We start from the raw sequence: 24620 nt of genomic DNA, 5'->3' as shown, positions 1-24620 counted from the left end.
AGATGGGCTTTTTTGTTTTGGTCTATCTGAAATCCGCTATTTCTGTCGCAAACCGCAGAAATACGCCGAAATTAGTGTTATTATAGAACTAATTGGAAGTTATGGATGGGAGTACGGTGATATGGAGAAAAAACTCAGTTGTGACTGGTTATATAGTGAGACGGTGAATTACGGCATGCAGCAGAATCACGTCCCGGTGATCAAGCGAATTGTGCTTACCAATACGACGCAGGAAGAAATCCGGGCAATTACGGTGAAGTTGAGCGCGGAACCGGAGTTCGCCTACGAATGGACGAAAAACTGTGATGTGCTGCCCGTCGGTCAATCGGTGGATCTTGGGGCGATTCCTTTGCAAATGTCCGCTTCGTTCCTCGGAGCGTTATCTGAACGAATCAACGGCACGTTGACGCTGTCCATTTGGCAGGGGGAATCGGAGATTTATCAAGAGCGCGGGAACATCTCGGTGCTTGCTTTTGATGAGTGGAGCGGGCTGGCGATATTGCCCGAGATGACGGCTGCTTTCGTGACGCCGAATCATCCGGAGATTGCGCAAGTGGTTCGTGATGCGGCAACGATTTTGAATAAGTGGAGCGGCAGCGCTTCTTTTACCGCGTATCAGACGAAAGATCCGAATCGTGTTCGTCTTCAGACGGCCGCGATTTATGCGGCTCTACAGAGCAGAGGGATCGCCTACTGTGTAGCTCCGCCAAGCTTTGAGATGATTGGTCAGCGTGTTCGCCTTCCAGAGTCGATTTTTACGCATCGCATGGGGAATTGCTTGGACCTGTCTTTGTTAGTTGCCGCCTGCCTGGAGGCCGTCGGTCTGCATCCGCTTCTCGTTTTCACGGAAGGGCATGCTTTTGCAGGGGTGTGGCTGGAAGAGGAGACGTTTTCGGAGAGTGTTCAGGACGATCTGTCTGTCGTTACGAAAAGAATTGCCCCGGGGATCAATCAAATTTGCGTTCTGGAGTCAACGGCATTGGTGGAAGGGGAGTCCATCAGCTTTGATCGTGCCGTCACATTGGCAGAAGCTCATTTGCAGGATCCAAGCAAGTTTGACTGCTTAGTTGATATACGGCGGGCGCGGGCTGGTGCGATAAGACCCTTGCCGCTCCGAACTGCCGCAGGGGACGGATGGAAGTCGGAGGAGAAGGACCAGCGGTCCATGGACGCCCACGCGGTTCCTGGCTTATTGGATGTGCTTGAAAAACCTCGGGAAGTCGATGCGCTGCCGCCAGCCACAAGACAGAAGCAGTGGGAGCGCAGGCTGCTGGATTTAACGCTTCGCAATTCGCTGCTGAATTTCCGTCTGTCCAAGTCGAGTCTGCCGCTTATCACAGTGCAGTTGGGCGATCTGGAAGACGCGCTTGCCGATGGCGAGGAGTTCCAACTGCTGGCGAAGCCAAGCGACTGGGAGGACAACGGGCGCAGTGCCAATTTGTATCAAAGTCTAAATGCGGATCATCCGCTTGCCGGGCTGCTTCGGGAAGAGTTTACGCGCAAACGGCTGCGAGCGGACTTGCCGGCTGCAGAGTTGGATCGGAGAATCGTGCACATTTATCGTTCGGCGAAAACCGCGCTGGAGGAAAATGGAGCTAACACGCTGTACCTGGCACTTGGGTTGTTAAAATGGTACGAAACGCCGTTAAGTGAGCAGCCGCGGTATGCGCCGATGGTGCTGATTCCGGTGGATATTATACGCAAGTCATCGCGTCTGGGCTATGTGATTCGAGCCAGAGATGAAGAGCCGCAGATGAATATTACGTTACTGGAAATGTTAAAGCAGGATTTCGGGATCGGAATTGACGGGTTAGATCCGCTTCCAAGGGACGAGAAGGGGATTGCGCTTAAGCAGGTTTTCAATGTGTTCAGACATGCGCTGATCCATGTTGCTCGTTGGGATGTGGAAGAAGCCGCTTATCTGGGTTTATTTTCTTTTGGTCAATTTGTGATGTGGAATGACATCCGTACACGTGCGGACAAATTGGCTGAAAATAAAATCGTAGCCAGCCTCATGGAAGGCCAGCTGAAATGGCAGGAGACTGCGGCGGAGGGAAGTAACCCGCTTGATCAGGATCATCCGACAAGCCTGGCGATCCCGATCAGCGCCGATTCCTCGCAATTATCGGCTATTCGAGCCGCATCAGACGGCCAAAGCTTTGTGCTGCACGGACCGCCGGGGACAGGCAAGTCGCAGACGATCACGAATATGATTGCAAATGCGCTGGCGCAAGGCAAGAGGGTGCTGTTTGTCGCTGAGAAAATGGCGGCTCTATCCGTTGTAGAACGGAGGCTGGAGCAGATCGGGCTCGGGTCATTTTGCCTGGAGCTGCACTCGAACAAGAGCACGAAGAAATCCGTTCTCGATCAATTGGCTTCAGCCATTGAAACCAAGCGAGTCCCGGCATCGGGGACTTGGCAGAGTCAGGCGGATCGCCTGCTGCAATTGCGAAGCGAATTAAATGGCTACGTAGAAGCATTGCATCGGAAGAGCCATTTTGGACTAACCGTGTTTGAAGCGATCTCCGGTTATGAGAAGGCTGGCGAAGGGCCGGATGTTGTGCGCTTTGACGATGCGGCCTTGGATGGCTTGACGCCGGAGAAAGTGGTGGCGTGGCACGACCTCGCGGCGCAGCTGCATGTTGCCGGAGCGGGCTGCGGCAATCCGTACCAGCATCCATGGAGCGATGCGGATATCACCGACTATACACAAACGGTGAAGTCGTCTGCTGAGTTGGTGCTGGGGCGGTATATCCCGCGTTTAGCGCAATTGAGGTCTGCGCTTCACAAGGCGGCTGAAACCTTCAAGCTGGACACTGCACGTCTGGACTTCAACCATATAGAGGTTCTTGTTCAATTGGGGGCATGGGTTCGTCAAGTTCCGGATTTGAAAGCGGCTTTGCTGCAAGCATCCGATCTGGAGGAATCGCTGGCTAAGCTACAAGCTGCTGCTAATCAAGGCAGACGCAGAGATGGTATCAGGGAGAAAGTGTACGCGCAGTTCAACTCATCTGAGCTCGCTCGATTGGATGCCAAGACGCTACTATCCGAATGGAGCCGATTGGAGCTGCAATGGTTCCTGCCAAGATGGAGCGGTCATAATCGTATTTTCAAAATGATGAAGGGCTTTGTCGCTCCCGGCAAAACGCTGACGAAGGACCAGGTAAAAAACGCGCTGCTTGAGATTGTGACGTGGCAGGAGGAAGAAGAGAAGCTGCGGGCGTGGAGAGAGCAGGCTGCTCCTTGGCTGGGCCCTGCATTGATCTGGCACGAGGACGGCAAATGGGACGAGATTACAGAGGCTAGTAAGTGGGCGGCTCAATGGCAAGAACTGCTTGAAAAATGGTTCCAAAATCGCTCGCAAGCGAATCAAGCGCGTGGTCACATGGCGGAACTCATTGTGCAGGTGCGTCATGATCTTGCTCAGCAGAAGTTCCTTGCGGATGTCCATCAAAGTTATCATGAGATCATGGCAGATGAACGTGAGCTGCACGAGCTGCTTCATATTCAATACGACCAATTACGATCTGCGCCGAAAGCGGGAGATTGGTGCCCGTATATATTGGAAAAAGCGAAGCTGTGGTCGTCGAATCTGGATCGGCTGCGAGATTGGAGTACGTGGCGGAGAATTCGCGCTCAGGCAGCGGAGGCAGGTCTCCTTCCGCTCGTCCAACCGTATGAGCAGGGCGTGATCGCCACGGAACAGCTTCAAGTCGCCTTTGAACGCGGTTTGTATAAATCTGCGGCCAATTACATCATTGCTCGCGATGCCAGTCTGCGTGCGTTCTCTGGGCATATTTTCGAAGAGACGATATCGCGGTTTAGAGAGGCCGATCATCGTTTTGCACAGTTGACGCAGGAAGAGCTGGCCGCACGGCTTTCCGCCAGGGTGCCTCACATGACGCAAGAGGCGGCGCAAAGCTCGGAAGCCGGCATTTTGCAGCGAGCGATTCGGAGCGGAGGCAGGAACATCTCGATCCGGAAGCTGTTCGAACAGATTCCGAATTTGCTCCCTCGACTCACGCCATGCATGTTAATGAGTCCGATTTCTGTAGCCCAATACCTGGATCCGAGCGGGGCCAAGTTCGATCTTGTGATCTTTGACGAGGCCTCGCAAGTGCCGACGGCGCAAGCGGTTGGCGCCTTGGCCAGAGGCCATCAAGCGGTCATCGTAGGCGATCCCAAGCAATTGCCGCCGACCAGCTTTTTCTCCAAAAGCAATACGGACGCCGAGGAGGAAGATCAAGCCTTGCAGGATATGGAGAGCATTCTGGATGATTGTCTGGCTCTTGGGATGCCGGAGCGCCATTTAACTTGGCACTATCGCAGCCGGCACGAGAGTCTGATTGCGTTCAGCAACGCGCATTACTACGAGAATAAATTAATGACATTCCCGTCGCCGGATGAGCCGGTTTCGAGTGTCGCGTGGCACCCGGTGGAAGGCTTCTATGATCGCGGCCGTACGAAAACCAATCGGGCGGAAGCGGAGGCTGTCATTGCGGAGATTACTCGGCGGTTGAAGGATCCGGCGCTGCGTGAGAGCAGCATGGGAGTGGTTACCTTCAGCTCCATTCAGCAGACGCTGATTGAGGATATGCTCGACGAGGCCCTTAGGCAAGAGCCGGAGTTGGAACTGTTCATGGGGCAGCTGCCGGAACCGCTCTTCATTAAAAATCTGGAAAACGTGCAAGGGGATGAACGGGATATTATCTTGTTCTCCGTCGGTTACGGCCCGGATGCCGCGGGCAAAGTCAGCCTTAACTTCGGTCCTTTGAATCGGCAAGGAGGCTGGAGGCGTCTGAACGTAGCCGTATCACGGGCTCGGTATGAAATGCATGTGTTCTCGACCCTGCGCGCCCAACATTTGAATGCAAGCCGGATCAGCGCACAAGGGGTGCTCGGATTAAGAGCGTTCCTGGATTACGCAGAGAAAGGAAAGCAGGCTTTGCCGGTGGGCGAAGCATCCCAGGGGGTCTATCTCGTAACAGACCTGCATCGAAGCCTGGCAGATGAGCTGCAAGCGCTCGGGTATGCAACGGATCTGTCTGTCGGAGCATCGGGGTTCCGTGTGGACATCGGCATCTTGGATCCGGAGCAGCAGGGGCAGTACATCATGGGCCTCCTTCTCGATGGCCCGATTTACCGGAACGCTGAATCTGCGCGTGATCGGGATATTTTGCGCGAACAGGTGCTGCGGCAGTTAGGTTGGGCGCTGCATCGCGTTTGGAGTCCGGATTGGTGGGAGAACAAGGGAAGCATCATGCGAAACATCGTCCAAGCGATAGAAAAAGCCAAAGTGAATAAAACGCAGGCTATCCCAACCGTACCTGTGAAACCAGTGATGGCATCGGTACAGGAAGATGCTGCTCAAAAAGTGGAAAGCATGGCGGACTATCCTCCATCAGCCACAGCGGGCGAAGCCCAGGCCTATAAGGCTTGCGTGCTTGAGGCGGTGTCTTTAGGCACAGAAATGTTTAATGCCGATAACTATACGGAAATGATCCTTGACCAAATGAACAAGGTGGTTCAGGAAGAAGGGCCGATCAGCCGCGGCTTGTTGGCGAAGCGTGTTTTACAAGCTTGGGGCATTACGCGCATGGGAACTAAGCTGGATCAGCGATTTACAAGCTTATTAGCCAAGCTCAAGCTGCAAACAACGGAGACGGAAGGCACTTTATTTTACTGGCCAAAAGGCATCGAACCGCACCGCTACAGCATGTTCAGAGTCTCAGCGGATGAATCGCAGCGCCGATCAGCAGAGGATTTGCCCCCAGAGGAAGTCGCGGCCGCGGTGAAATCCGTGCTTGCCTCTCAGATTAGCCTGCCTCAAGAGGAAGTCGTGAAGCAAGTGAGTAAAGCGCTCGGCTATGCAAGGTCGGGAAGCGCGCTCGAGAAAGCAGTAAAGAGCGGGATCCACAAAGCGCTGGAACTTGGCTACGCCTTTTTGGATGAGCAGGAGCGGATTGTTATCAAGGATCGATGAGCATCGCGCGCAGAATAATTCACGCCGGCATGGAGACAATGAACAGGAGTTCGCCCTCCGTGTGCGAAACTAGGCGTAACGCATCGCACTTTCATGTCATACAGTGAGTGTAGGCTTAACGAATTTCGACGAAAGTGGTAGAAAAATTTATATTTTTACTTTCTTCCACTTTGCATAAAAGCCACAATCTGATACTATATAAAGAAAGGCGATAGATTTAGTGAGGATTAAAAGGAGGCACCTTTCCATGGAGAAATTGACGCTTGATTCCATAGATGAAATGACACATCTGGATCAACTCGAGGCTGAAGCGATTTATATTATACGAGAAGTAGCGGCGGAATGTGAAAATCCGGTGATGCTGTATTCGATCGGGAAGGATAGTTCCGTGATGCTGCATTTGGCGCTGAAAGCATTTTATCCGGAAAAGCCGCCGTTTCCTTTCATGCACATCGATACGACGTGGAAGTTCAAGGAAATGATTGAGTTCCGCGATCGTAAGGCCAAAGAATTCGGAATTAAGATGATTGTTCACTCCAATCAAGAGGGGATTGAGCAGGGGATCAACCCGTTCGACCACGGTTCCGCGTACACGGATATTATGAAAACTCAAGCGCTGAAGCAGGGATTGGACAAATACGGATTTACGGCTGCGTTCGGCGGCGGACGGCGTGACGAGGAGAAGTCGCGTGCGAAGGAGCGGATTTTCTCGTTCCGCAATAAGAACCACGCCTGGGACCCGAAGAACCAACGTCCGGAAATGTGGAAGCTTTTTAACACAAGAATCAACAAAGGTGAGAGCATCCGCGTCTTCCCAATCTCCAACTGGACGGAGAAAGATATCTGGCAATACATTCGCAGAGAAAATATTGATATTGTGCCTCTCTATTTTGCCCAAGAGCGACCTGTTATCGAACGCGACGGACATCTCATCATGGTGGACGATGAGCGCATGAAGCTGGAGCCTCATGAGAAAATTGAAATGAAGAAAATGCGGTTCCGCACCTTAGGCTGCTACCCGCTGACTGGCGGCGCTGAGTCGGAGGCGAATACGCTGGATACGATTATCGAGGAAACGCTCGGTGCGGTTTCATCCGAACGGACCACTCGGGTAATTGACCAAGAAGCGGCGGGAAGTATGGAAAGACGCAAACGGGAGGGCTATTTCTAAAATGAAAAGTCTGCTTAAATTTATTACTTGCGGAAGTGTGGACGACGGAAAATCCACGTTGATTGGACATATGCTTTATGAGGCTAAGCTTTTGTTCGCTGACCAAGAAAGAGCGTTGGAACTGGACAGCAGACTGGGCAGCCGCGGCGGCAAAATTGACTACTCCTTGCTCCTTGATGGGCTTCTGGCCGAGCGTGAGCAAGGGATTACGATTGACGTGGCGTATCGGTATTTTACGACGGACCATCGTTCTTTCATCGTAGCGGATACACCGGGGCATGAAGAATATACACGCAACATGGCCGTTGGCGCATCTTTTGCGGATCTGGCGATCATTCTGGTTGACGCAACGAAAGGGGTTATCACCCAAACCAAGCGGCACACTCGGATTTGCGCATTGATGGGGATTAAACATCTGGTCCTCGCCGTGAACAAAATGGATTTGGTCGGTTTTGATCCGAAGAAGTTCGATGCGATCAAACAAGAATTCGCGAAGCTGACAGCTGAGTTCCACTTTGAAAGCATTCAGGTGATCCCGGTTTCGGCAACGGAAGGCGATAACATTACGAAAAAATCGCCAAATACGCCGTGGTACGAAGGCCTTGCCTTGCTGCCGTATTTGGAAAATGTGGATGTGCATCAGAATGACAATGCGAAGGACTTTATGATGCCGATTCAGCGGGTATGCCGTCCTGACCACACGTTCCGCGGCTTCCAAGGTCAGATCGAGGCTGGGCGTATCGCGGTTGGCGATGAGCTGACGACGCTTCCGAGCCGTGAGAAGGCGAAAGTGAAACGCATTCTCGTGACCGACCAAGATCGGAATTATGCCTACGCCGGACAACCCGTGACCATTCAATTGGATCGGGAGGTCGACGTTTCGCGGGGCAATGTGTTTACGAAAGACAGCCGCATTCAGGAGGCGCATAGCTTTAGCGCCACTATTCTGTGGATGGACGATTCCGTGCTGACGCCGGGGAAAAACTATTTGGTTAAAGTGGGTACGAAAGTACTGCCGGGTACGGTGACAGCCATCAACCATAAAATCGATATTAATACCGGCAATACGGTTTCAGCCGACCAAGTGGTGAAGAATGAGCTGGCGAAATGCGAATTTTCACTGTCGGACGATATCGTTTTTGATTCGTTCGAGCAAAATAAAAGCATCGGCGGCTTCATTCTGATCGATCGCGTGTCTAATATGACGTCCGCTTGCGGCGTGATTGACGCAGCGCTTCAAAGCGCTGACAAAGGAACGCAGTCGTTTGCAGAAGTCACAAGAGATGTTCGTGCTGAGCAAAAAGGCCAAAATCCTTTAACGATCTGGTTTGACGGCACGGCGACAGCAACCCTTGCGAGGGAAGTCGAGAAACGTTTGGTTGCGAGAGGCTACCATACGATGCTGCTCGAGAGCGGCGCAGACGAATCGCCTCAGCGCTTGGCGGAAGTCGCGAAGTTGATGAATGACGCGGGGCTTGTTGCTTTGGTAGCGGCGAATGCTGCATACGCGGGCGCGCGGGAACTGATTGGCGATACGTTGATCGAAATCGGAGCGGATGCGAGAATGTCCTCCGTCGAAGAGGATGCGAATGATGTCGTAAAACGCGTAGTGAAGCGTCTGATTCATAACCAAGATATGGATTATTCGATTTAGTGTTGAAAGCCTGGGACGATCATGTTCCGGGCTTTTTTCTTTTTAAAAGCCCCAGTAAGGACAAACCCTTTCTCAGATGATAAAATGACACCAGATGTATAATTACAATTGCAGCATAGCGCTGCAACGGAGGCATAGATGAGCATGGAACGGGTAAAAGGGAGTTCGCTGAGAGACTGTCTGCAGGATGGACAACTTCGCTTGCCCGACCTCATAAGAGTAGCCATTCAAATCATAGAGCAATTGGAAACGCTGCATGTGGAAAATCTAGTTTCAGGCCGATTGTCCCCGGAGACAATCGGGGTAGAGCCTGGCACACTACAGGTGCAAGAAGTGCCCGGAAGACATAGAGCGACGCCCGAGCTGAATCCTTCCTATATGTCGCCGGAGCAATCCGGCCGAATGAACCGGGGCGTCGACGGGCGATCGGACCTGTATTCGCTGGGGCTAATCCTGTATGAAATGCTGACAGGCAAGCTGCCTTACGCCGCCGAGCATTTAGTCGGGTGGACGCATGCCCATCTGGCTGTGGCTCCGGTCCATCCGCAGACGTATCGGCCTGAGCTGCCTGAGCCGCTTTGCAGGATTGTTTTGAGGCTGCTGGAGAAGGAGCCTGATCGCCGTTATCAATCGGCCAGCGGGCTGCGCGCAGATTTGGCGCGTTGTCTGGAGCAATGGAACCGAACAGGGGACATCGAGGACTTCGAGCTTGGGCGGGAGGATGCGCGGGGGACCTTCCAGATCCAAGAGCATCTGTATGGACGGGAAAAAGAAACCGCCGAGCTCTTGGATGCTTTCGGATGCGCATGCTTGGGCAGCAATGAGCTAGTGATGATCAGCGGCCCGCCGGGGATTGGGAAGACGGCGCTGGTCGATTCGGCACTGCGCACGATTGCTGTCGGCAAAGCCTATTGGATCTGGGGCAAATGCGATCAATATCAACGCATTACGCCTTATGGCGTCATGATTGCTGCGTTCGGCCAACTGGTTAGCCAGCTGTTGACGGAGCCGCAAGAGGTCCTTTCGCGGCTGCGGGAACGGTTCCTCCAAGCTGCGGGAAATGCGGCTTCAGTCGTGATGGAGGTGCTCCCTGAGCTGAAGATGGCGATCGGCACGCTGCCTCCCGCAGAGAAGCTGGCTCCCGCTGAGGCAGGCCGCAGATTGGAGCACGCGATTCGCTGCTTCATTCAGTCTGTGGCCAAGGAACGCCCGCTCGTGCTCTTCCTGGATGATCTTCAGTGGTCCGATCAAGCCAGTATGCAATTGCTGCGAGCACTGCTGACAGACCCATCGAGCCAGAACCTGCTGGTCATTGGCGCTTACAGGGAGATGGATGCGGATCCGCGCTCTTTGCTGGGAAGCTTCCATGACTTCGTGGCTTCACACGGGATCACGAGTCGCAGCCTCCAGCTATCGCCACTAGCCATCGAAGTGTTCCATCGGATCGTCGCGGACACGCTGCAGCTCGAGAGGCAGTCCGTGATTGCATTAGCAGAGGCGTTGTATGCCAAGTCGGCGGGCAATCCTTTTTATTTTAAACAGCTCTTCCAAGAAATGCGGGACCGGGAGTGGCTCATGTTCCAAAGTACTGACGGCAGCTGGTGCTGGAGACTCGAGGGACTTGAGGAGCTTCCAGGGGTCGAGCAAGTGGTTGATTATTTGGTTCATAAAATCCAGAGTCTACCTGAGGTGACCAGGCATCTGCTTATGCTGGCGTCGTGTCTAGGCAGTCGCCCTAAACTGGAAGACTTGTCTCTGTTAACCGGAGAGACACCGACACTAGCAGCCATCCGGTTGGCGCCTGCTGTTCAGGAAGGTTTGCTTCTCGCGGTCAAGCATAACGGGGATGAGATCGAGGCTTACCAATTTTACCATGATCGGATTCAGCAAGCAGCCTACTCCTTGTTGGATGAGGATCTGCGAAGCAGAAGTCTGCTGGCGCTGGGACGGGCGATCTATGAACGTGGGACCGCTGCAGAGCGCTGGGATCGCCTCTACGACTTGGCGGACTTCTATAATGCGGGCTCCGGCTATATCCATGCACCGGAAGAAAAGGCAAGGCGCACGGAGATGAACCTGCAGGCAGGGGATAAAGCAAAGGAAGCCTCTGCCTACGTATCCGCTGTTCACTATTACCGCTGCGCCTTGGAGGGGATCGATCCAGTCCCTGCTTTCAGCGATGAATATTTCAGGCTTCAAGTGAGTTTGGCGGAATGTGAGTACCTCAGCGGGAACTTCGAAACGGCCGACCATCTGTGTCGTGAGCTGCTCGTTCAAGCGAAGCGTTTTGAAGACAGGGCGCAGGTGTATCGGATTCAGATGAACCAGCTCTCCTCAAGCGGCAAGTATGGGGAAGCCATCTCCTTAGGGCTGCGCGGCTTGAAGGAAGTGGGCATCCACATTCCGGAGAATCCGAACACGCTTCGTATCCTTCGGGAAATGCTGACGGCGACATGGCGGATCCGCAAGCGGATCGACAAGCTCCATCTGCTCCCCGACGTGGAAGACGGCAAGGTGAAAGCCGCGATGGAGCTGATGTTTGCCTTGGTCGCGCCGACGTTTTTTATCAACAAGCCGGTGTACGCTGTGCTGACCTCCTACTTTGTCAGGTTGAGTCTCCAGCATGGCATATCGCGTTATGCGCCGACCTTTTATGTTGCCTTCGGCATTCTGCTCGGGGCTGCTCTGCAGCAGTACCGCATGGGTTACGACATCGGTAAAGCCGCCGTATCGCTGGCTGACGCCCAGCAGAATCCTTCGGTCCAATGCCAGGCCTATACGATGTTCGGAGGTGTGCTGTGCCAGTGGGTTGGGCAAGTGGAGGAAGGCGACCCATATCTGGAGAAGGCACTGAAGCTTGGACTCCAGTCGGGCGATCATATGTATGCGAGTTATGCGATTGGGGCGCATATTAACGCTGCGTATGTGAAGGAAAGCATGGAGAGCATGCTGGAGCTGAACAGAAGCTATTTGGCTCCGCTGGAAATTACAAAGGACGATCTCGTTACGAAAAACGTGTATCTCTTTATTCAACTGGCCAAGACGCTCCAAGGGCTGACTGGCGACGTTTTTCAGCTGCATGACGGTTTCTTCGAGGATGAAGAAACATTCCTTGCTTCGGTGGAACAGGATGATGGCAAAGCGATTACGCTTTTTCAGTTCTATACGTATAAGATGCAAATCTGCTATTTGTTCGGGCGCTATTCGGAGGCGCTTCACTACGCTGAACTGGCTGCTCCATACCGTATCAATTCCATGCATTCTCCGCATGCGCCGCAGTTCGGATTCTACACGGCGTTGTCGGTTTGCGGCGCTTGGACCGAGCTCTCCTCTAAAGCCCGGAGGCGCTGGTGGAAACAGGCGAAAGGATATGCCAAGCATCTCAGAAGGCTAGCTGCAGACGGACCAAACCATTATGCAGCGAGGTCTTGGCTGGTGGAAGCGGAAATGTGCAGAGTCCGGGGCAAGCATACGCCCGCCGCAGACTTGTATGAATCGGCCATCCATATGGCTAAGCAGAAGGGTGCATCTGAGCAGGAAGCGATCGGCAACGAGCTTGCCAGCCAGTTTTATCGTGAACAGGGAAAACAGAAAATCGCCGATCTCTACCGCAAGGATGCGGTTCACTGCTATCTCCAGTGGGGGGCTGCCGCCAAGGCCGAGCATCTTGCCCGCGGGGCCGAGGGAGAAGTTCCGAAGACGGAAGCGTTGGGCGGCGGGCCTTCACTCGCGCACGAGTCGCCGCCTGCTGATACAGAGGTTGCTCCTCGCCTGCTTGGGCAAGAAATCGATCTTTTTACGCTGATGAAGGCGTCTCAGACGATAGCGGATGGCTTGGAGCTGGACCAGCTTTTTAGGCAAATGATGCAGCTGATCCTTGAAACATCCGGCGCGCAAAGGGCATATTTGCTAGTGGAATGGAACGGCATGAAGAAGGGGGCCGAGTTGTCTCACACTTCTTTTGCCTGCTATCCGCCAGGAACTGTTTATGAGATCAAGGACCTTCCTCTCAGCGTGATTCAATGGGTGGAGCGAACGAAGGAGTCGGTGCATTATTGCGGAGATACGGGGGAGAGCCAATTTTTCCATGACGCCTACTGGGTAGAACGTCCTTGTCTGTCCGTTCTGGCAATGCCGGTCTTGGTGAAAGAAACGTTGTGCGGCATTCTGTATGTGGAGAGTCAGCTGACTGGGCATGTGTTTCAGCCGCCAGGCTCTAAGGTATTGGATGTGTTGGCTTCGCAAGCGGTGTTTGTCTATAAGCTGCTCTATCCGTTTGGGGAGTCTGCCGAAGCGGAACGAGCAACAGCCCCGGATCATCTTCAGAGGGAGCGCAATCGAAACCTGATCGAGCCATTGACGGAGCGGGAGATGGAGATTTTGAACCTGATGGCGACGGGCATGACGAATCGGGAAATTGCTCAGAAGCTGGGGCTGGCCGTAGGAACGACCAAGGTGCATGTCCATAACATTTTAGGGAAAATGAATGTCAACCGCAGAACCAAAGCGATCGCTCAAGCCAAGGAACTGCAGCTGCTGAATGACCATAACCGGTAGGCCTCGGCCTGCGCGGTTATTTTTTTGAAGAGATATACCTTAAGATATATGCGCGATGTCGAGAATTGTCCTATACTCTGGGAAGAAATTTGTCATTTGGAGGGTATAGTGATGAAAAAATATGTGTTATACGTCTTGTTCGCTTGGATGATCGGATGGTTGAGCATGGTGACGCCAGGTACGGCCTCGGCAGTCGGTGCGCCGGCTGAAGGAGAGCAAATCGTAACGATTTATTTCAAATATCCCGGAGTTACAGGACCGGATGTGAACCCGGCGAAGACGGGGGGAGCGGCTAGTGGTTGGATCATCGTAGACTCCGCTGAAGTCGAACTGACGACTCCATTAGTGAAGTCTCCAACCAGCTACGCTACTGGCAAGCCGGAATGGACCCCGATGACGATCACCAAAAAGAAAACGAACCATGTCTTACTGCCAATGCTAAGACAGACGCTGAAAGGTGACGTGACGGTCACTGGCCCGGCCGAAGTTTCTTTCGTCGACGAGAATAATCAGGAGGTTATGCTGTATTCGCTCTACAGTCCATTTGCAAGTTCTTACGCGATGAAGGCTGTGAATCAGTTTAAATCGGAGGAAACGATTTCCCTGTTTTTTACCAAAATTGTAATGACCACCCGTACTTCGGGGACCACGGAGAGCTTATCTTACGACATCTTTTTAAACAAAACGTCTTAACGGGCTGCCATGATGAAAAGATATATAGCTGCAGTGGGCATTATGGCAGGCGTGGCCGCTTTGGGGAGCCCCTTGGCATTGGCTGCTCCCATCTGGGATGCCAAAGCGGGCGACACCGGCGCAGGTCAAGGCGATCTGAACGAACCGGCGCAGGTGACGTTGGACTCGCAGGGACGACTTTATATTGCGGATAGGATGAATGATCGGGTTGACATCTATGACGGGGCGGGTACCTATGCGGCGACGCTTGGTCGCAGCAGCTCCAGGCAGGGGGATCTGTTCCGTCCCGAAGGGATCGCAATTGGTGCTGATGATCGCGTATTTGTAGCCGACAGTGGCAATCATCGTATTCAGGTATTTGCTGCGAACGGCGACTTTCTGACCGCGTGGGGGCAGTTTGGCGTCAAGCCCGGCCAGTTCAATTCCCCCGGGGGTGTAACCGCCGATGTGTACGGCACGATTTATATCGCCGACACGGGAAATAACCGTATTCAAGTGTTTGATGAGAACGGCACGTTTGTTCGCGCTTGGGGAAGCAGGGGCTCCAAGGAGGGGCAGTTTGCACAACCTGCCGCATTGTGGGCGGATCCAGATGGCAAGGTATATGTAACCGATACTGGCAACCACCGGATTCAGGTGTTCGATAGCAGCGGCAATTTCTTGCTTCAGTTCGGAAACAAGGGAATGGGGCCGGACAAGCTGTTCAATCCGCAGGCCATAGCTGGCGATGGGAACGGGATTATTTATGTTGCAGATGCGAATCATCGGCTTCGAGCCTATACCTCAGCGGGTACCTACTTGAAATCTTGGGGGCGCTTCGGTGCCGGAGAGGATGGGCTGAATCTGCCGACGGGGCTTGCTGTTACCCCTGGGGGGATGGCGTATGTAGCGGATCCCGGCAACCAGCGCATCATCGATTTCCGTGTCAATTCGGCGCCGACCGCAAGTATGCCGACATGGATGGGCGAGGGGACTGTAGGCCAAGCGGTATACGCCCATTACACGTATTTGGACGCAGACGGCGACCTGGAGGGCGATACGTCGTACCGATGGTATCGGGCGGGTGACGCTGCCGGAAGCAACCGGCAGGAGCTTGCCGGGCAGACACTTCCATGGTATGTCCTCCGTTCGGAAGATCAAGGGAGCTGGATTGGGTTCGAGGTCACGCCGAAGGCTGTGACAGGCGTTGTCTACGGCGAGACGCTGCGCAGCGGCTGGATGGGACCTGTCGATACAGGCGCTGCGGGCTTAACCGCGCCTTCCATTCAAACGAGCGTGACCGGATGGACTTATGGGCCGGTGGCTTTTACATTATCAGGCAGCGCTGCTCTGGAAAGCAGCATCCGGAAATATCAATATAAACTTGGAGCAGAAAGTGACTGGGTTGATTACCCTGGCAGCGCCGTGACGATAGATAGCGAGGGCGAGACACAATTGTACGCCCGAGCTCAGGATTACGCGGGGAATATCAGTCCGCAATCCTTTGTGGTTGTGCGCATTTACCGGGGCACCCCGTCACTGACCATTCTAGGGAACGAAGCGATGGCTCTCGAGGCGGGAAGCGTGTATACGGACCCGGGAGTCGTTGCAAACGATGCCTTGGATGGAAACATCAGCAGCCGTATTGTCGTGACGGGGACTGTGGATACGAGCCGTCTCGGCACATACGTGCTCCAGTATGCGGTGACCAATTCAGTGGGGCAAACGGCTACGACAACAAGAACGATCGTTGTGCAGGATACAGGGAAGCCAATTCTTACGCTGCTTGGCGATAATCCGGCCAGCGTGCCCATTGGCGAAGCGTATGTGGATGGCGGCGCTGTGGCAGAGGATGCGTGGGAAGGAGATGTGACCTCGAGGATAACGGTCACATCCGATGTAGATACGAGCCGGGCCGGGACGTATTTAGTCCGCTATAACGTGGCGGACAGCTCCGGCAATGCGGCTCCAGAAGCGGTGCGGACCGTTAACGTGTCGGCGCAGGAAACGGATGATTCCGATCATACTGCTCCTACGGCGCCGACGATTCAAGTGAGTGCCGCTGGATGGACTCCGGGGCCGGTTACTTTTACCCTATCGGGCAGCACAGATCTGGATAGCGGCGTTCAAAAGTATCAATATAAGTTCGGCGTCGGCGGCGAATGGACGGATTATGCGGGAAGCGCCGTAGTGGTGGACACCGAAGGCGAGACGGAGGTCTACGCCCGAGCGCTGGATTATGCCGGGAATGTAAGCTCCGAAGCTTCCGCTGTTATTCGGATTTATAGAGGAGTCCCTTCGTTGACGCTGCTTGGAGAGACGACGATGGATGTTGAGGCGGGAAGCGTCTACGAAGAACCGGGGTTTGTGGCGAGTGATGTACGGGATGGCAACATCGGCAGCCAGGTTGTTATGACGGGGACGGTCGATCCGAGTCGTCTCGGCACGTACGAGTTGCATTATTCGGTCACGAATGCAGTTGGGATGAGCGCGACTGCGGTAAGGACTGTCGTCGTGAGGGATACGGAGAAGCCGGTCATCACGCTCCATGGCGATAATCCGGTGGTCGTGCCGGTCGGCGCCGATTATGAAGATGCGGGCGCTGCGGCGCAGGATGCGTGGGAGGGGGAACTGACCTCCAGCATAGCGGTTATATCCGATGTAGATACGAATCGGGCGGGCACGTATTCAGTTCGTTACAACGTGACGGACAGCTCCGGCAATGCGGCGACAGAAGTGGTGCGCACCGTTCGGGTTGTGAAGTCGGGGGCGACGCCGGAGACGCCGGAGACGCCCGTGGTGACACCACCGGAGGCACCTCCTGATTCAGGGGTGAACGAACCCGAGGTTCCGTCAGCGCCGTTAGCACCGCCGGCTATGTCCACCGTCATTCGGATTCCAGTGGAGTCAGGGGCCACGGTGCAGGGGGAATTGAGGGGACTTCTGGAGATTCGGATTCCGAGCGGAGGCGTGCCAACAGGGTCTGAAGTTCGTATGGCGGTATCTTCGACTCCATCAGTGCCGACGTCCGGCACGCTGACAAGTGAGGTGTTCAATGTAGCGAGTTCAGCCGGAACCCAGCTCACCGAGTCAATGAACGTAAGGATCCGGTACGCATCGGAGAAGGTTCCTGCTGGTCAGCAGCCTGCACTTTATTATTACAATGAGCAGCAGAAGAGATGGATCTATGTTGGCGGCGAAATAACGGAGGCCGGCACTTTGCAGGCGGAAATGAATCATTTTAGCCCAATTGCTGTCATTGCAGGGCCGCCGGTTGCTTTTGAGGACATGGCTGGCCATTGGGCGGAGAAAGAGGCGAAACGTCTCGCAGGCATGCAAGTCGTGTCAGGTATGGAGGAAGGCGTGTACCTGCCTGGAGCGGAGGTAACTCGTGCTCAGTTCGTGGTCATGCTCTCCAGAACCTTCAACCTGGCACCGGAGACTCCTGCTGCATTCAAGGATGGCGAACACATTCCGGCTTGGGCTGAATCTCACATAGCAGCTGCTGCCCAGAAGGGATGGATTCAAGGTTATGCAGCGGGAGACGCGCTGGCGTTTATGCCGGATCAGGACATGACGCGCGCAGAGCTGGCGGTGCTGATGGGGCGTATCCTGGATACCTACGAGCAGGCTGCTCCATCAAGCTCTGCAGCCAATGGCTATGAGGATCAGGCAGCGATACCGGGTTGGGCGGATTTCGCGGTTCGTCGGATGGCAGAGCTGCACCTGATGCAAGGGTATGAGGATGGCAAGTTTCATCCTGAGCGTTCAGTGACTCGGGCGGAAGCTGCGGTGGTGCTGTATCGACTATTGGAATGGCTGCATATGTAAAAAATAAGCAATATGAAATTGTCCGGAGGGATGGCATAATTGCCATCCCTTTTGGATTTTATTGTGTGCTAATATGGGAATTAAAAAGGGGAGCTAAAGGAGAAGGCCATGAACATTTACGTTACGGTAAAAAGCATCGGCAAGCGCAAACCGCATCTCACGAAAAAAGCATATGAGCTCACCTCCTCACCGACAAACCTTAGGGAGCTGATCCGCGAGATCGTCGCCGATAACGTCCGGCTTTATAACGAACGGGCGGAGGATCAACCGCTGATTCCCTTTCTCACCTTGGAGGAGATTGAAGCCAGAGGAGCCGAGGGGAAAGTCGGCTTTGGCACGCGGTACGATGACCGTCAAGCAGATGAAGCGGAGGCGGTTGATGCGGCCCTTTTGGCATTCGAGGATGGCCTGTACAAAGTGTTTATTCGCGAAGAGGAAGCTATGGAACTGGATGCCGGCATAGACTTAAAGGACGGGGATGACATCGCGTTCATCCGATTGACGATGTTGGCCGGTCGACAATGGTAAGGGAGGGAGCCTGACGTGTTATTTTTTCAGCGGAAAGACGAGGCACGCAAGGAGTTGGAACGACTCCTCTTGGATCATCTGGCGAAGGCACCGCGAGATAGGGAGATGAAAAACAAGGAGATTGGGACGCTGCTTGACCGAATTGCTGCGCAAGGGAAGCAGGAACCGTATTTTGCTCCGTTTGTTACTGTCCTGGAGAAGAAAGCCGACGCCTATTCGGCTGAGATTATGCAGTATTTGACAATACATATGACGGCGTACCCGTACAGCGTGGGGTATTTGCGCCGGCCCTTCCGGACACAGAATCCGCATGTCCACATCGAAAATATGGTACGCAAGCTATATGCGCTGTACGATTTGTCGCAGACTGATTTTTCCCTGATGACCTATCTCACGACCTTATCTGATCCTAACCCAAAAGATACTCCGCTTATCCCTTATCTGCTCGCCTACGAATTAGACAGGGATAATCGGGAAGTATTTAATGCCCTTAAAGACATATGTTTCGGGGACAACAACACGGCACTGCTGAATCGGGCCATGATTCAAGGCATCGTACTCAGTCATCACGCGGAGGCTCACGGCATGCTTGGTCAAATGCTGATAGCCGCACGACTGCAAGAAGGGCTGCGCCAAAGCATTGTGGAGGCGATGGACGAGGGGACGCTGGAGGCTTTTACCTCATTGCTGCAGGTGATCATCGACCATGATTTCATTCGCTACAGTTCGGTGCTTCGCGCGCTTGATGTGTGGACGGGGTTAGGTCTGGAGGCGGCGAACTCTAGAGTGGCGAAGCAATGCATGGCTTATGCACACACCTCCCTTAGCGATGAGCGTGTCTGCGAGGAATGGGCCACCAGCAACGATGTGAACAAGTTGTACTTTGCGCTATGGGCTACGGCAGTTCGGGAAGAGGAGCGTCTTCCGGCGCTGATCCGGCGTTTGATGGAGCAGGGCGCGACGTATCAGCAGATTGCAGCGCAATACTTTCTTGCTCAGAGTCACAATGACGCGCTTCGCTTCTCCCTCTCCGCGCCGTATCTCGCGCAGTCCAATCTTGAGCTGCAGTCGCTGGTACTGACGAACTACGTGTACAGGTGGTCGCGAGCCTGGCGGTCGCATCCGGCGTATGAGCAGCTGAGGCATAAGCCGATTGTGGATCGTGTGCCGATGCTGGAGGCGAAAGCGGAGCGGGTACGCCAGTTCGAACTGCTCCGCGCCCAACTGCTTGGGCTGCCGAAGGCGGAGCTTGCCGAGCGTTCGCAAGTGTTTGAGTGGCGGACGTACACCCACAGTACGGATGCGATTGCGAATAAAATGCTGTACCTCGCTGCGTACGATCTCGATGCGGAAATGATCGCGGAGGTGATTGCCCTCAAGGATCGGGTGAGCCCTAATCTGCGCATCGCGCTGATTCAGTCGTTTACGCCGGAGATGTCCGATCCCGTGCAGCGGCAGTTTCTTTTTGACTCGTTATCGGATAAAAGTGTGTCCAACCGCGAGGCCGCCCTGGCCCGCATTGACGAGATGACGCTCACGCCGCAGGACGCTGCGCTGGTGCAAGGGTCGCTCAAGCTGAAGACCGGGGCGCTGCGGCAAAGCGCAATCAAAATTTTACTCAAGCAGGAGCTCGACCAGCTCGATCATACGATTGCGTCGCTTGTCGAAAGCTCGGTAGAGCTGCAGCGGCTGGGTGCGCTTGAGATGCTCTGCATTCTGAAAGAAGATGAACAGCGGGCCGCGCAGTTTAGCAAGGTGCAGCATCATCTTGCTGCAATCAAGGCCCCTACCCCCAAGGAGCTACCGCTTCTGGAGCGGCTGCAGCAGCAAGAGACTAAAGGTCTGCATAACGGATTCGGACTCTTCGATCCCAAGAAAAAGCCGGAGCTTCACCCCCTCCCTGTATACCCGGAGACATCGGTGAAGGACCTGTTGGATATGCCGCTGGCTCGGATCCAGCAGTTCTTGCAAGGCTTGTCGGACGCGGTGCATGCTCACCGTGACTACGAATATACGATCGAGCGTTATGCCGGCCATAAGGAAAGCTTTTTACTGGGTGCAAGGCTTGAGCGGCTGCAGGGATATCAGAAACAGGAGCAGGAAAAGACGCATCTGGAGGGCTACCCGCTGGCGGATGTGTGGGAGCGGTACCGGCAAGAGAGCGGGTATTCGGATCGGGACATCGTGCAGATCATGTTCTATTTGTCCTCGGATAGCTTGTATAAATATAGTGCGGATTTACTAAACGGTTGGGAGGCCCATCGGTACAGAGCTTTGGGAGATTGGGGCAGGGCGTTTGTGACGAAACTGTATCCTGCCGCAACGATGCGCGCATTTGCCGAATGGCTGCCGAGGCTTCCTTATGTGCAGCAGGTGCAACGTTTGCTTCATGCATATTATCATGACAGCGACAAGACGGAGCTGTTTGCGATGTCGAGCCAGATTTTGAATGGCGTCATACAGGCCTTGCAGAAGCGGGGCATGGAGGAAAATGCCAAAGCCTGGGCACTGCTGTCCTCGCCATGGATCAACTGGGCCCGAAGCAGCGTCTATGACGATCGCTCGTTCCTGGACTATTTTACGATGATGCTGAATTTGGATCACCTTACGCACTACGAGGACTTTCATCCGGAGCTTGGCGAGTTCGTTCGTGCGCACGATTTGGGGCTTATCGACGACGATGAGATGTATCGGGAGCTGCTCACGCGCCCTAGGAGCCGCAGGCATATTTCGACGATCACCGGCACGAGAGTGGATTTTGTGGCTAAATATCCGACGATGGGACGTTTCAAACAACAGGTGTTGTCCGTGCTTCTGGAGCTGGAGTTGAATCGGGGGGACCTCCCGAGCGAAGTGTCGGATTTGGCGATGGGCATTCAATATTTCGAGGGTATGGACGATTGGATCGCGATGCTGTCGGCGCTGGATCGGGAGTCGTTTGTGCGCGGTTACATTTATGGCGGCAAAACCAAAAAGGAATCGCTCAGCCACCTGCTGCGCGCCTGCCATCCGTCATCGGGGGACGATGTGCGTCAACTCGCCGAGAAATTGAAAGGAACGAAGCTGTCGGACAAAAGGCTGCTTGAAGCCGCCATGTACGCCCCGCAGTGGCTCGAGCTGGTCGCCGAGCATCTGAACTGGCAGGGGCTGCGCAGCGCCGCCTGGTATTTTCACGCCCATGTGAACGAGAGCTTTTCGGCGGAGAAAGAAACGATCGTCGCGCATTACTCGCCGATTTCACCGGCGGATTTTAACGATGGCGCTTTTGACATTCGCTGGTTCCGTGACGCTTATCAGGAGCTGGGCGCGGAGCGCTTCGGCGTGCTGTACCAATGCGCCAAGTACATTTCCGCGGGGGCGAATCATCGGCGGTCGCAGCTTTTTGCCGATGCGGTGCTGGGTAAGCTCGATTTGGGCGAGATTCGGGCTTCCGTGGAAGCGAAGCGGAATAAGGATCACCTGCTCAGCTACAGTCTCATTCCCATTAGCAAGGAGGATTCGGAGCGCGATGTGCTCGAACGGTACACGTATATCCAGCGTTTTCTCAAAGAGAGCAAAGCGTTCGGCGCGCAGCGCAGTGCGAGTGAGGCGAAAGCGGCTGCGATCGCACTGGACAATTTGTCCCGGAATGCCGGCTACCCCGATGTAATTCGGCTCAAATGGGATATGGAGGCTCGACAAATGGCAGAGGTGCTGCACCTGCTTGAGCCTCGCGAGGTTGAGGAGATCGAGGTCCGACTCGTCATTGACGAAAGCGGCCGTGCCGATCTGGCGGTGACGAAGAAAGGCAAGCCGCTGAAATCGCTGCCGTCCAAGTACAACAAGCACCCGGACGTTGCGCAGTTGAAAGAAACGGTTGCGATCCTGCGGGAGCAGTCTAAGCGGGCGCGGGTGGAATTCGAGAAATGCATGGAGTCGGAGAGCGGTTTTACGTATACGGAACTTGCCAATTTGATGAAAAATCCGACGATTGCTCCGCTGCTGCAGAGCCTCGTGTTGAAAAGGGGATCGACCTTCGGCTTCTATGCGGACGGCTGTCTCGTTGATGCCATGGGCGAAGTCGTGCCCCTGGATGGTGCGGATACGATCTACATCGCGCATCCGCTGCATCTTTATGAGAGCGGGGAATGGGCCCGCTATCAGAAACTGCTGTTCGACCGGCAGCTCAAGCAGCCGTTCAAGCAGGTGTTCCGGGAGCTGTACCTTCCGAACCAGGATGAGCTGGAGAGCGGCGCGGTATCCCGCCGCTACGCCGGCCATCAGATTCAGCCGAAGCGGGCAGCGGCGCTGTTGAAGACGCGGCTCTGGACGGTCAGCTATGAAGAGGGACTGCAAAAGGTGTACCACAAGGGTAATATTATCGCGAATATCTACGCGCTTGCGGACTGGTTCTCGCCGTCTGAGGTGGAGGCGCCTACGCTCGAGACGGTTTCTTTTATAGATCGGAAAACGTATAAGCCGTTGGAGATCGGCCGCATTCCCGGTATTATTTTCTCGGAAATTATGCGGGATGTGGATCTGGTCGTCAGCGTCGCTCACGTCGGCGGTGTCGATCCGGAAGCGAGCCTGACGACGATCGAGCTGCGGAAAGTCATCGTCGCCGAGTCGCTGCGCCTGATGAAAATTGCCAATGTGCGCTTGGAGGGCAACTTTGCGCGCATCGCCGGAACGCTTGGCGATTACGGGGTTCATCTCGGCAGCGGCACGGTGCAGAAGCAGGCGGCGGGCACGCTGTACATCCTGCCGGTGCATGCGCAGCATCGCGGCAAGCTGTTCCTGCCGTTTATGGATGAGGATCCCAAGACGTCGGAGATTTTGTCCAAAATCGTGATGCTTGCGCAGGATACGAAGATCAAGGATCCGCAGATTCTGGAGCAGTTGCGGGCGGGGCAGTATGCGTAGTCGGGATTTAACTGAGCAGTATGCTAAATGAAGGAATTTTTTGGAGCGGGTGATGAGCGCCCGCTTTTTTTCTATGCGCTGACTCTTTAATCAAATCTTTGTGAAATCTTTATCCTTTCGCACCGTTTGTTCGCATTTCTATCATTTATAATAGAATAATGTTATAAATTGATAGATAATGGAGGGATCATCTTGAAGAAGTATGTAGCAAGTTTGCTCGTTGTCTTGATGCTGGTTTTATCTTTTGGCGCTGTCTCTTTCGCTGAAGAGGAGTCGTATCAAGTTTACGTGAATGGGAAAAAGCTGGAGAGCGACTATCCGCCGATCGTGGAAAATTATGCAATCTATGTTCCGCTGTGGAGTGTGCTTGGAGCGGCTGATTATTCTGCCATTTATAGTAGAGATATATTTAGGATCAACACAAATGATGGTGTTGTGCTGGTGCGTCCGGATCACAATGCGCTGTTCAAATATCCTTTCGCCACAGGCAATCTGGATGAAAGTTCGTACAATTTGAAGCTAAAATATGATTTTTACCGCCAAGATTATTATCCGATTACGAGAAATTGGGTCATCTATGCGCCATTAACGCTGCTGCAAGACTACTTGGGCATGAGCGTTGCTTGGGGGGACAATAAGCGGATCGATATTACCGCAAACAGCACCTACCAAACGTCTCTTTCTAAGTTTTATAAAGACGCGGTAGGCTCTCTCAAAAAAGTCTCGTTCAGCATGTCCACGGAAAAGGACTTTATCAATACAATCGATAATTCGGTGACTGCAGGGGCAGAAGAACTTAGAAGATTCGCGGCTATTGAAGAATGGATCTCGAAGCAAACTACGTATTGGCTGGATGCCCGCTTTGCGAACTATGAAGGTCACGATCATACCGAAGAGGTTGTTGTCGTTGGTTATAGCGGTAACAAAATTACTTTTAGCAATAGTAAAGGGGAGTTCACCAAAGAGTTCGCAAGTTTGCAGGAAGCGCAGGACGGACTTTTCACGTCGAATCCGGTTGCTGGGCTGTCGGCTAAAGCTCAAGCGGCAGTTAAGGCCCGCCAAGTGTACGTGGGCATGTCGAGATCAGAGGCTGTCTTGTCCTGGGGTAAACCAGACGATATGAATACCTGGACGAGTGGCCTCGGCACCACGGAGCAATGGGTGTATCGCAGCGGGTCGCTGTTCAATGCGCAGTATATTTATTTTACGAACGGCGTTCTGACGTCGATTCAGAATTAGGGGGAGAGCGGGCCGTTGTGGCCTGCTCTTTTTTTATGATAGGAGAAGGAGAGCGACCCGCAGTTAAAAGCGAGTGCCCGAGT

Annotated in this window: 9 protein-coding genes; all 9 read left to right on the top strand. The window is 54.0% G+C overall.

What is annotated here, in order from left to right; all coding sequences use genetic code 11:
- Nucleotides 1-121 precede the first annotated feature (121 nt).
- The 9 genes from ABE504_RS22560 (at nt 122) to ABE504_RS22520 (ending at nt 24537) form a co-directional block, all read left to right on the top strand.
- Nucleotides 122-5983, top strand: coding sequence for a DUF3320 domain-containing protein (locus ABE504_RS22560; RefSeq protein ID WP_430092942.1), 5862 nt, complete (start codon nt 122-124; stop codon nt 5981-5983).
- A gap of 247 nt (nt 5984-6230) precedes the next feature.
- Nucleotides 6231-7154 (top strand): sulfate adenylyltransferase subunit CysD, encoded by a 924-nt coding sequence (gene cysD, locus ABE504_RS22555; RefSeq protein ID WP_430092939.1) that lies wholly within the window; start codon nt 6231-6233, stop codon nt 7152-7154.
- Nucleotide 7155: 1 nt separating this feature from the next.
- A complete protein-coding gene (locus ABE504_RS22550; protein WP_430092937.1) occupies nt 7156-8808 on the top strand; it encodes a GTP-binding protein in 1653 nt (550 codons plus the stop codon).
- Nucleotides 8809-8946: 138 nt separating this feature from the next.
- The gene (locus ABE504_RS22545) at nt 8947-13365 is read left to right on the top strand and encodes a helix-turn-helix transcriptional regulator (RefSeq protein ID WP_430092935.1); all 4419 of its coding nucleotides are present in this window, start codon (nt 8947-8949) and stop codon (nt 13363-13365) included.
- A gap of 111 nt (nt 13366-13476) precedes the next feature.
- A complete protein-coding gene (locus ABE504_RS22540) occupies nt 13477-14058 on the top strand; it encodes a hypothetical protein (protein WP_430092933.1) in 582 nt (193 codons plus the stop codon).
- Between the two features lie 12 nt (nt 14059-14070).
- Complete coding sequence (locus ABE504_RS22535) at nt 14071-17868, top strand: immunoglobulin-like domain-containing protein (RefSeq protein ID WP_430092931.1); 3798 nt, start codon at nt 14071-14073, stop codon at nt 17866-17868.
- A gap of 108 nt (nt 17869-17976) precedes the next feature.
- On the top strand, nt 17977-18396 hold the full coding sequence (locus tag ABE504_RS22530) for a hypothetical protein (RefSeq protein WP_430092929.1): 420 nt from the start codon (nt 17977-17979) through the stop codon (nt 18394-18396).
- Between the two features lie 15 nt (nt 18397-18411).
- The gene (locus tag ABE504_RS22525; protein ID WP_430092928.1) at nt 18412-23298 is read left to right on the top strand and encodes a DUF4132 domain-containing protein; all 4887 of its coding nucleotides are present in this window, start codon (nt 18412-18414) and stop codon (nt 23296-23298) included.
- Nucleotides 23299-23490: 192 nt separating this feature from the next.
- A complete protein-coding gene (locus tag ABE504_RS22520; protein ID WP_430092927.1) occupies nt 23491-24537 on the top strand; it encodes a hypothetical protein in 1047 nt (348 codons plus the stop codon).
- Nucleotides 24538-24620 lie beyond the last annotated feature (83 nt).

The organism is Paenibacillus oryzisoli (genome assembly GCF_050467285.1).
Taxonomy (GTDB): Bacteria; Bacillota; Bacilli; order Paenibacillales; family NBRC-103111; genus Paenibacillus_E; species Paenibacillus_E oryzisoli_A.
This window is presented reverse-complemented; position numbering and strand designations above follow the sequence as displayed.

Bases quoted from the DNA above. Each gene is read 5' to 3' on its own strand.
- ABE504_RS22560 (WP_430092942.1), top strand. From the start codon at position 122: ATGGAGAAAAAACTCAGTTGTGACTGGTTATATAGTGAGACGGTGAAT.
- cysD (WP_430092939.1), top strand. From the start codon at position 6,231: ATGGAGAAATTGACGCTTGATTCCATAGATGAAATGACACATCTGGAT.
- ABE504_RS22550 (WP_430092937.1), top strand. From the start codon at position 7,156: ATGAAAAGTCTGCTTAAATTTATTACTTGCGGAAGTGTGGACGACGGA.
- ABE504_RS22545 (WP_430092935.1), top strand. From the start codon at position 8,947: ATGAGCATGGAACGGGTAAAAGGGAGTTCGCTGAGAGACTGTCTGCAG.
- ABE504_RS22540 (WP_430092933.1), top strand. From the start codon at position 13,477: ATGAAAAAATATGTGTTATACGTCTTGTTCGCTTGGATGATCGGATGG.
- ABE504_RS22535 (WP_430092931.1), top strand. From the start codon at position 14,071: ATGAAAAGATATATAGCTGCAGTGGGCATTATGGCAGGCGTGGCCGCT.
- ABE504_RS22530 (WP_430092929.1), top strand. From the start codon at position 17,977: ATGAACATTTACGTTACGGTAAAAAGCATCGGCAAGCGCAAACCGCAT.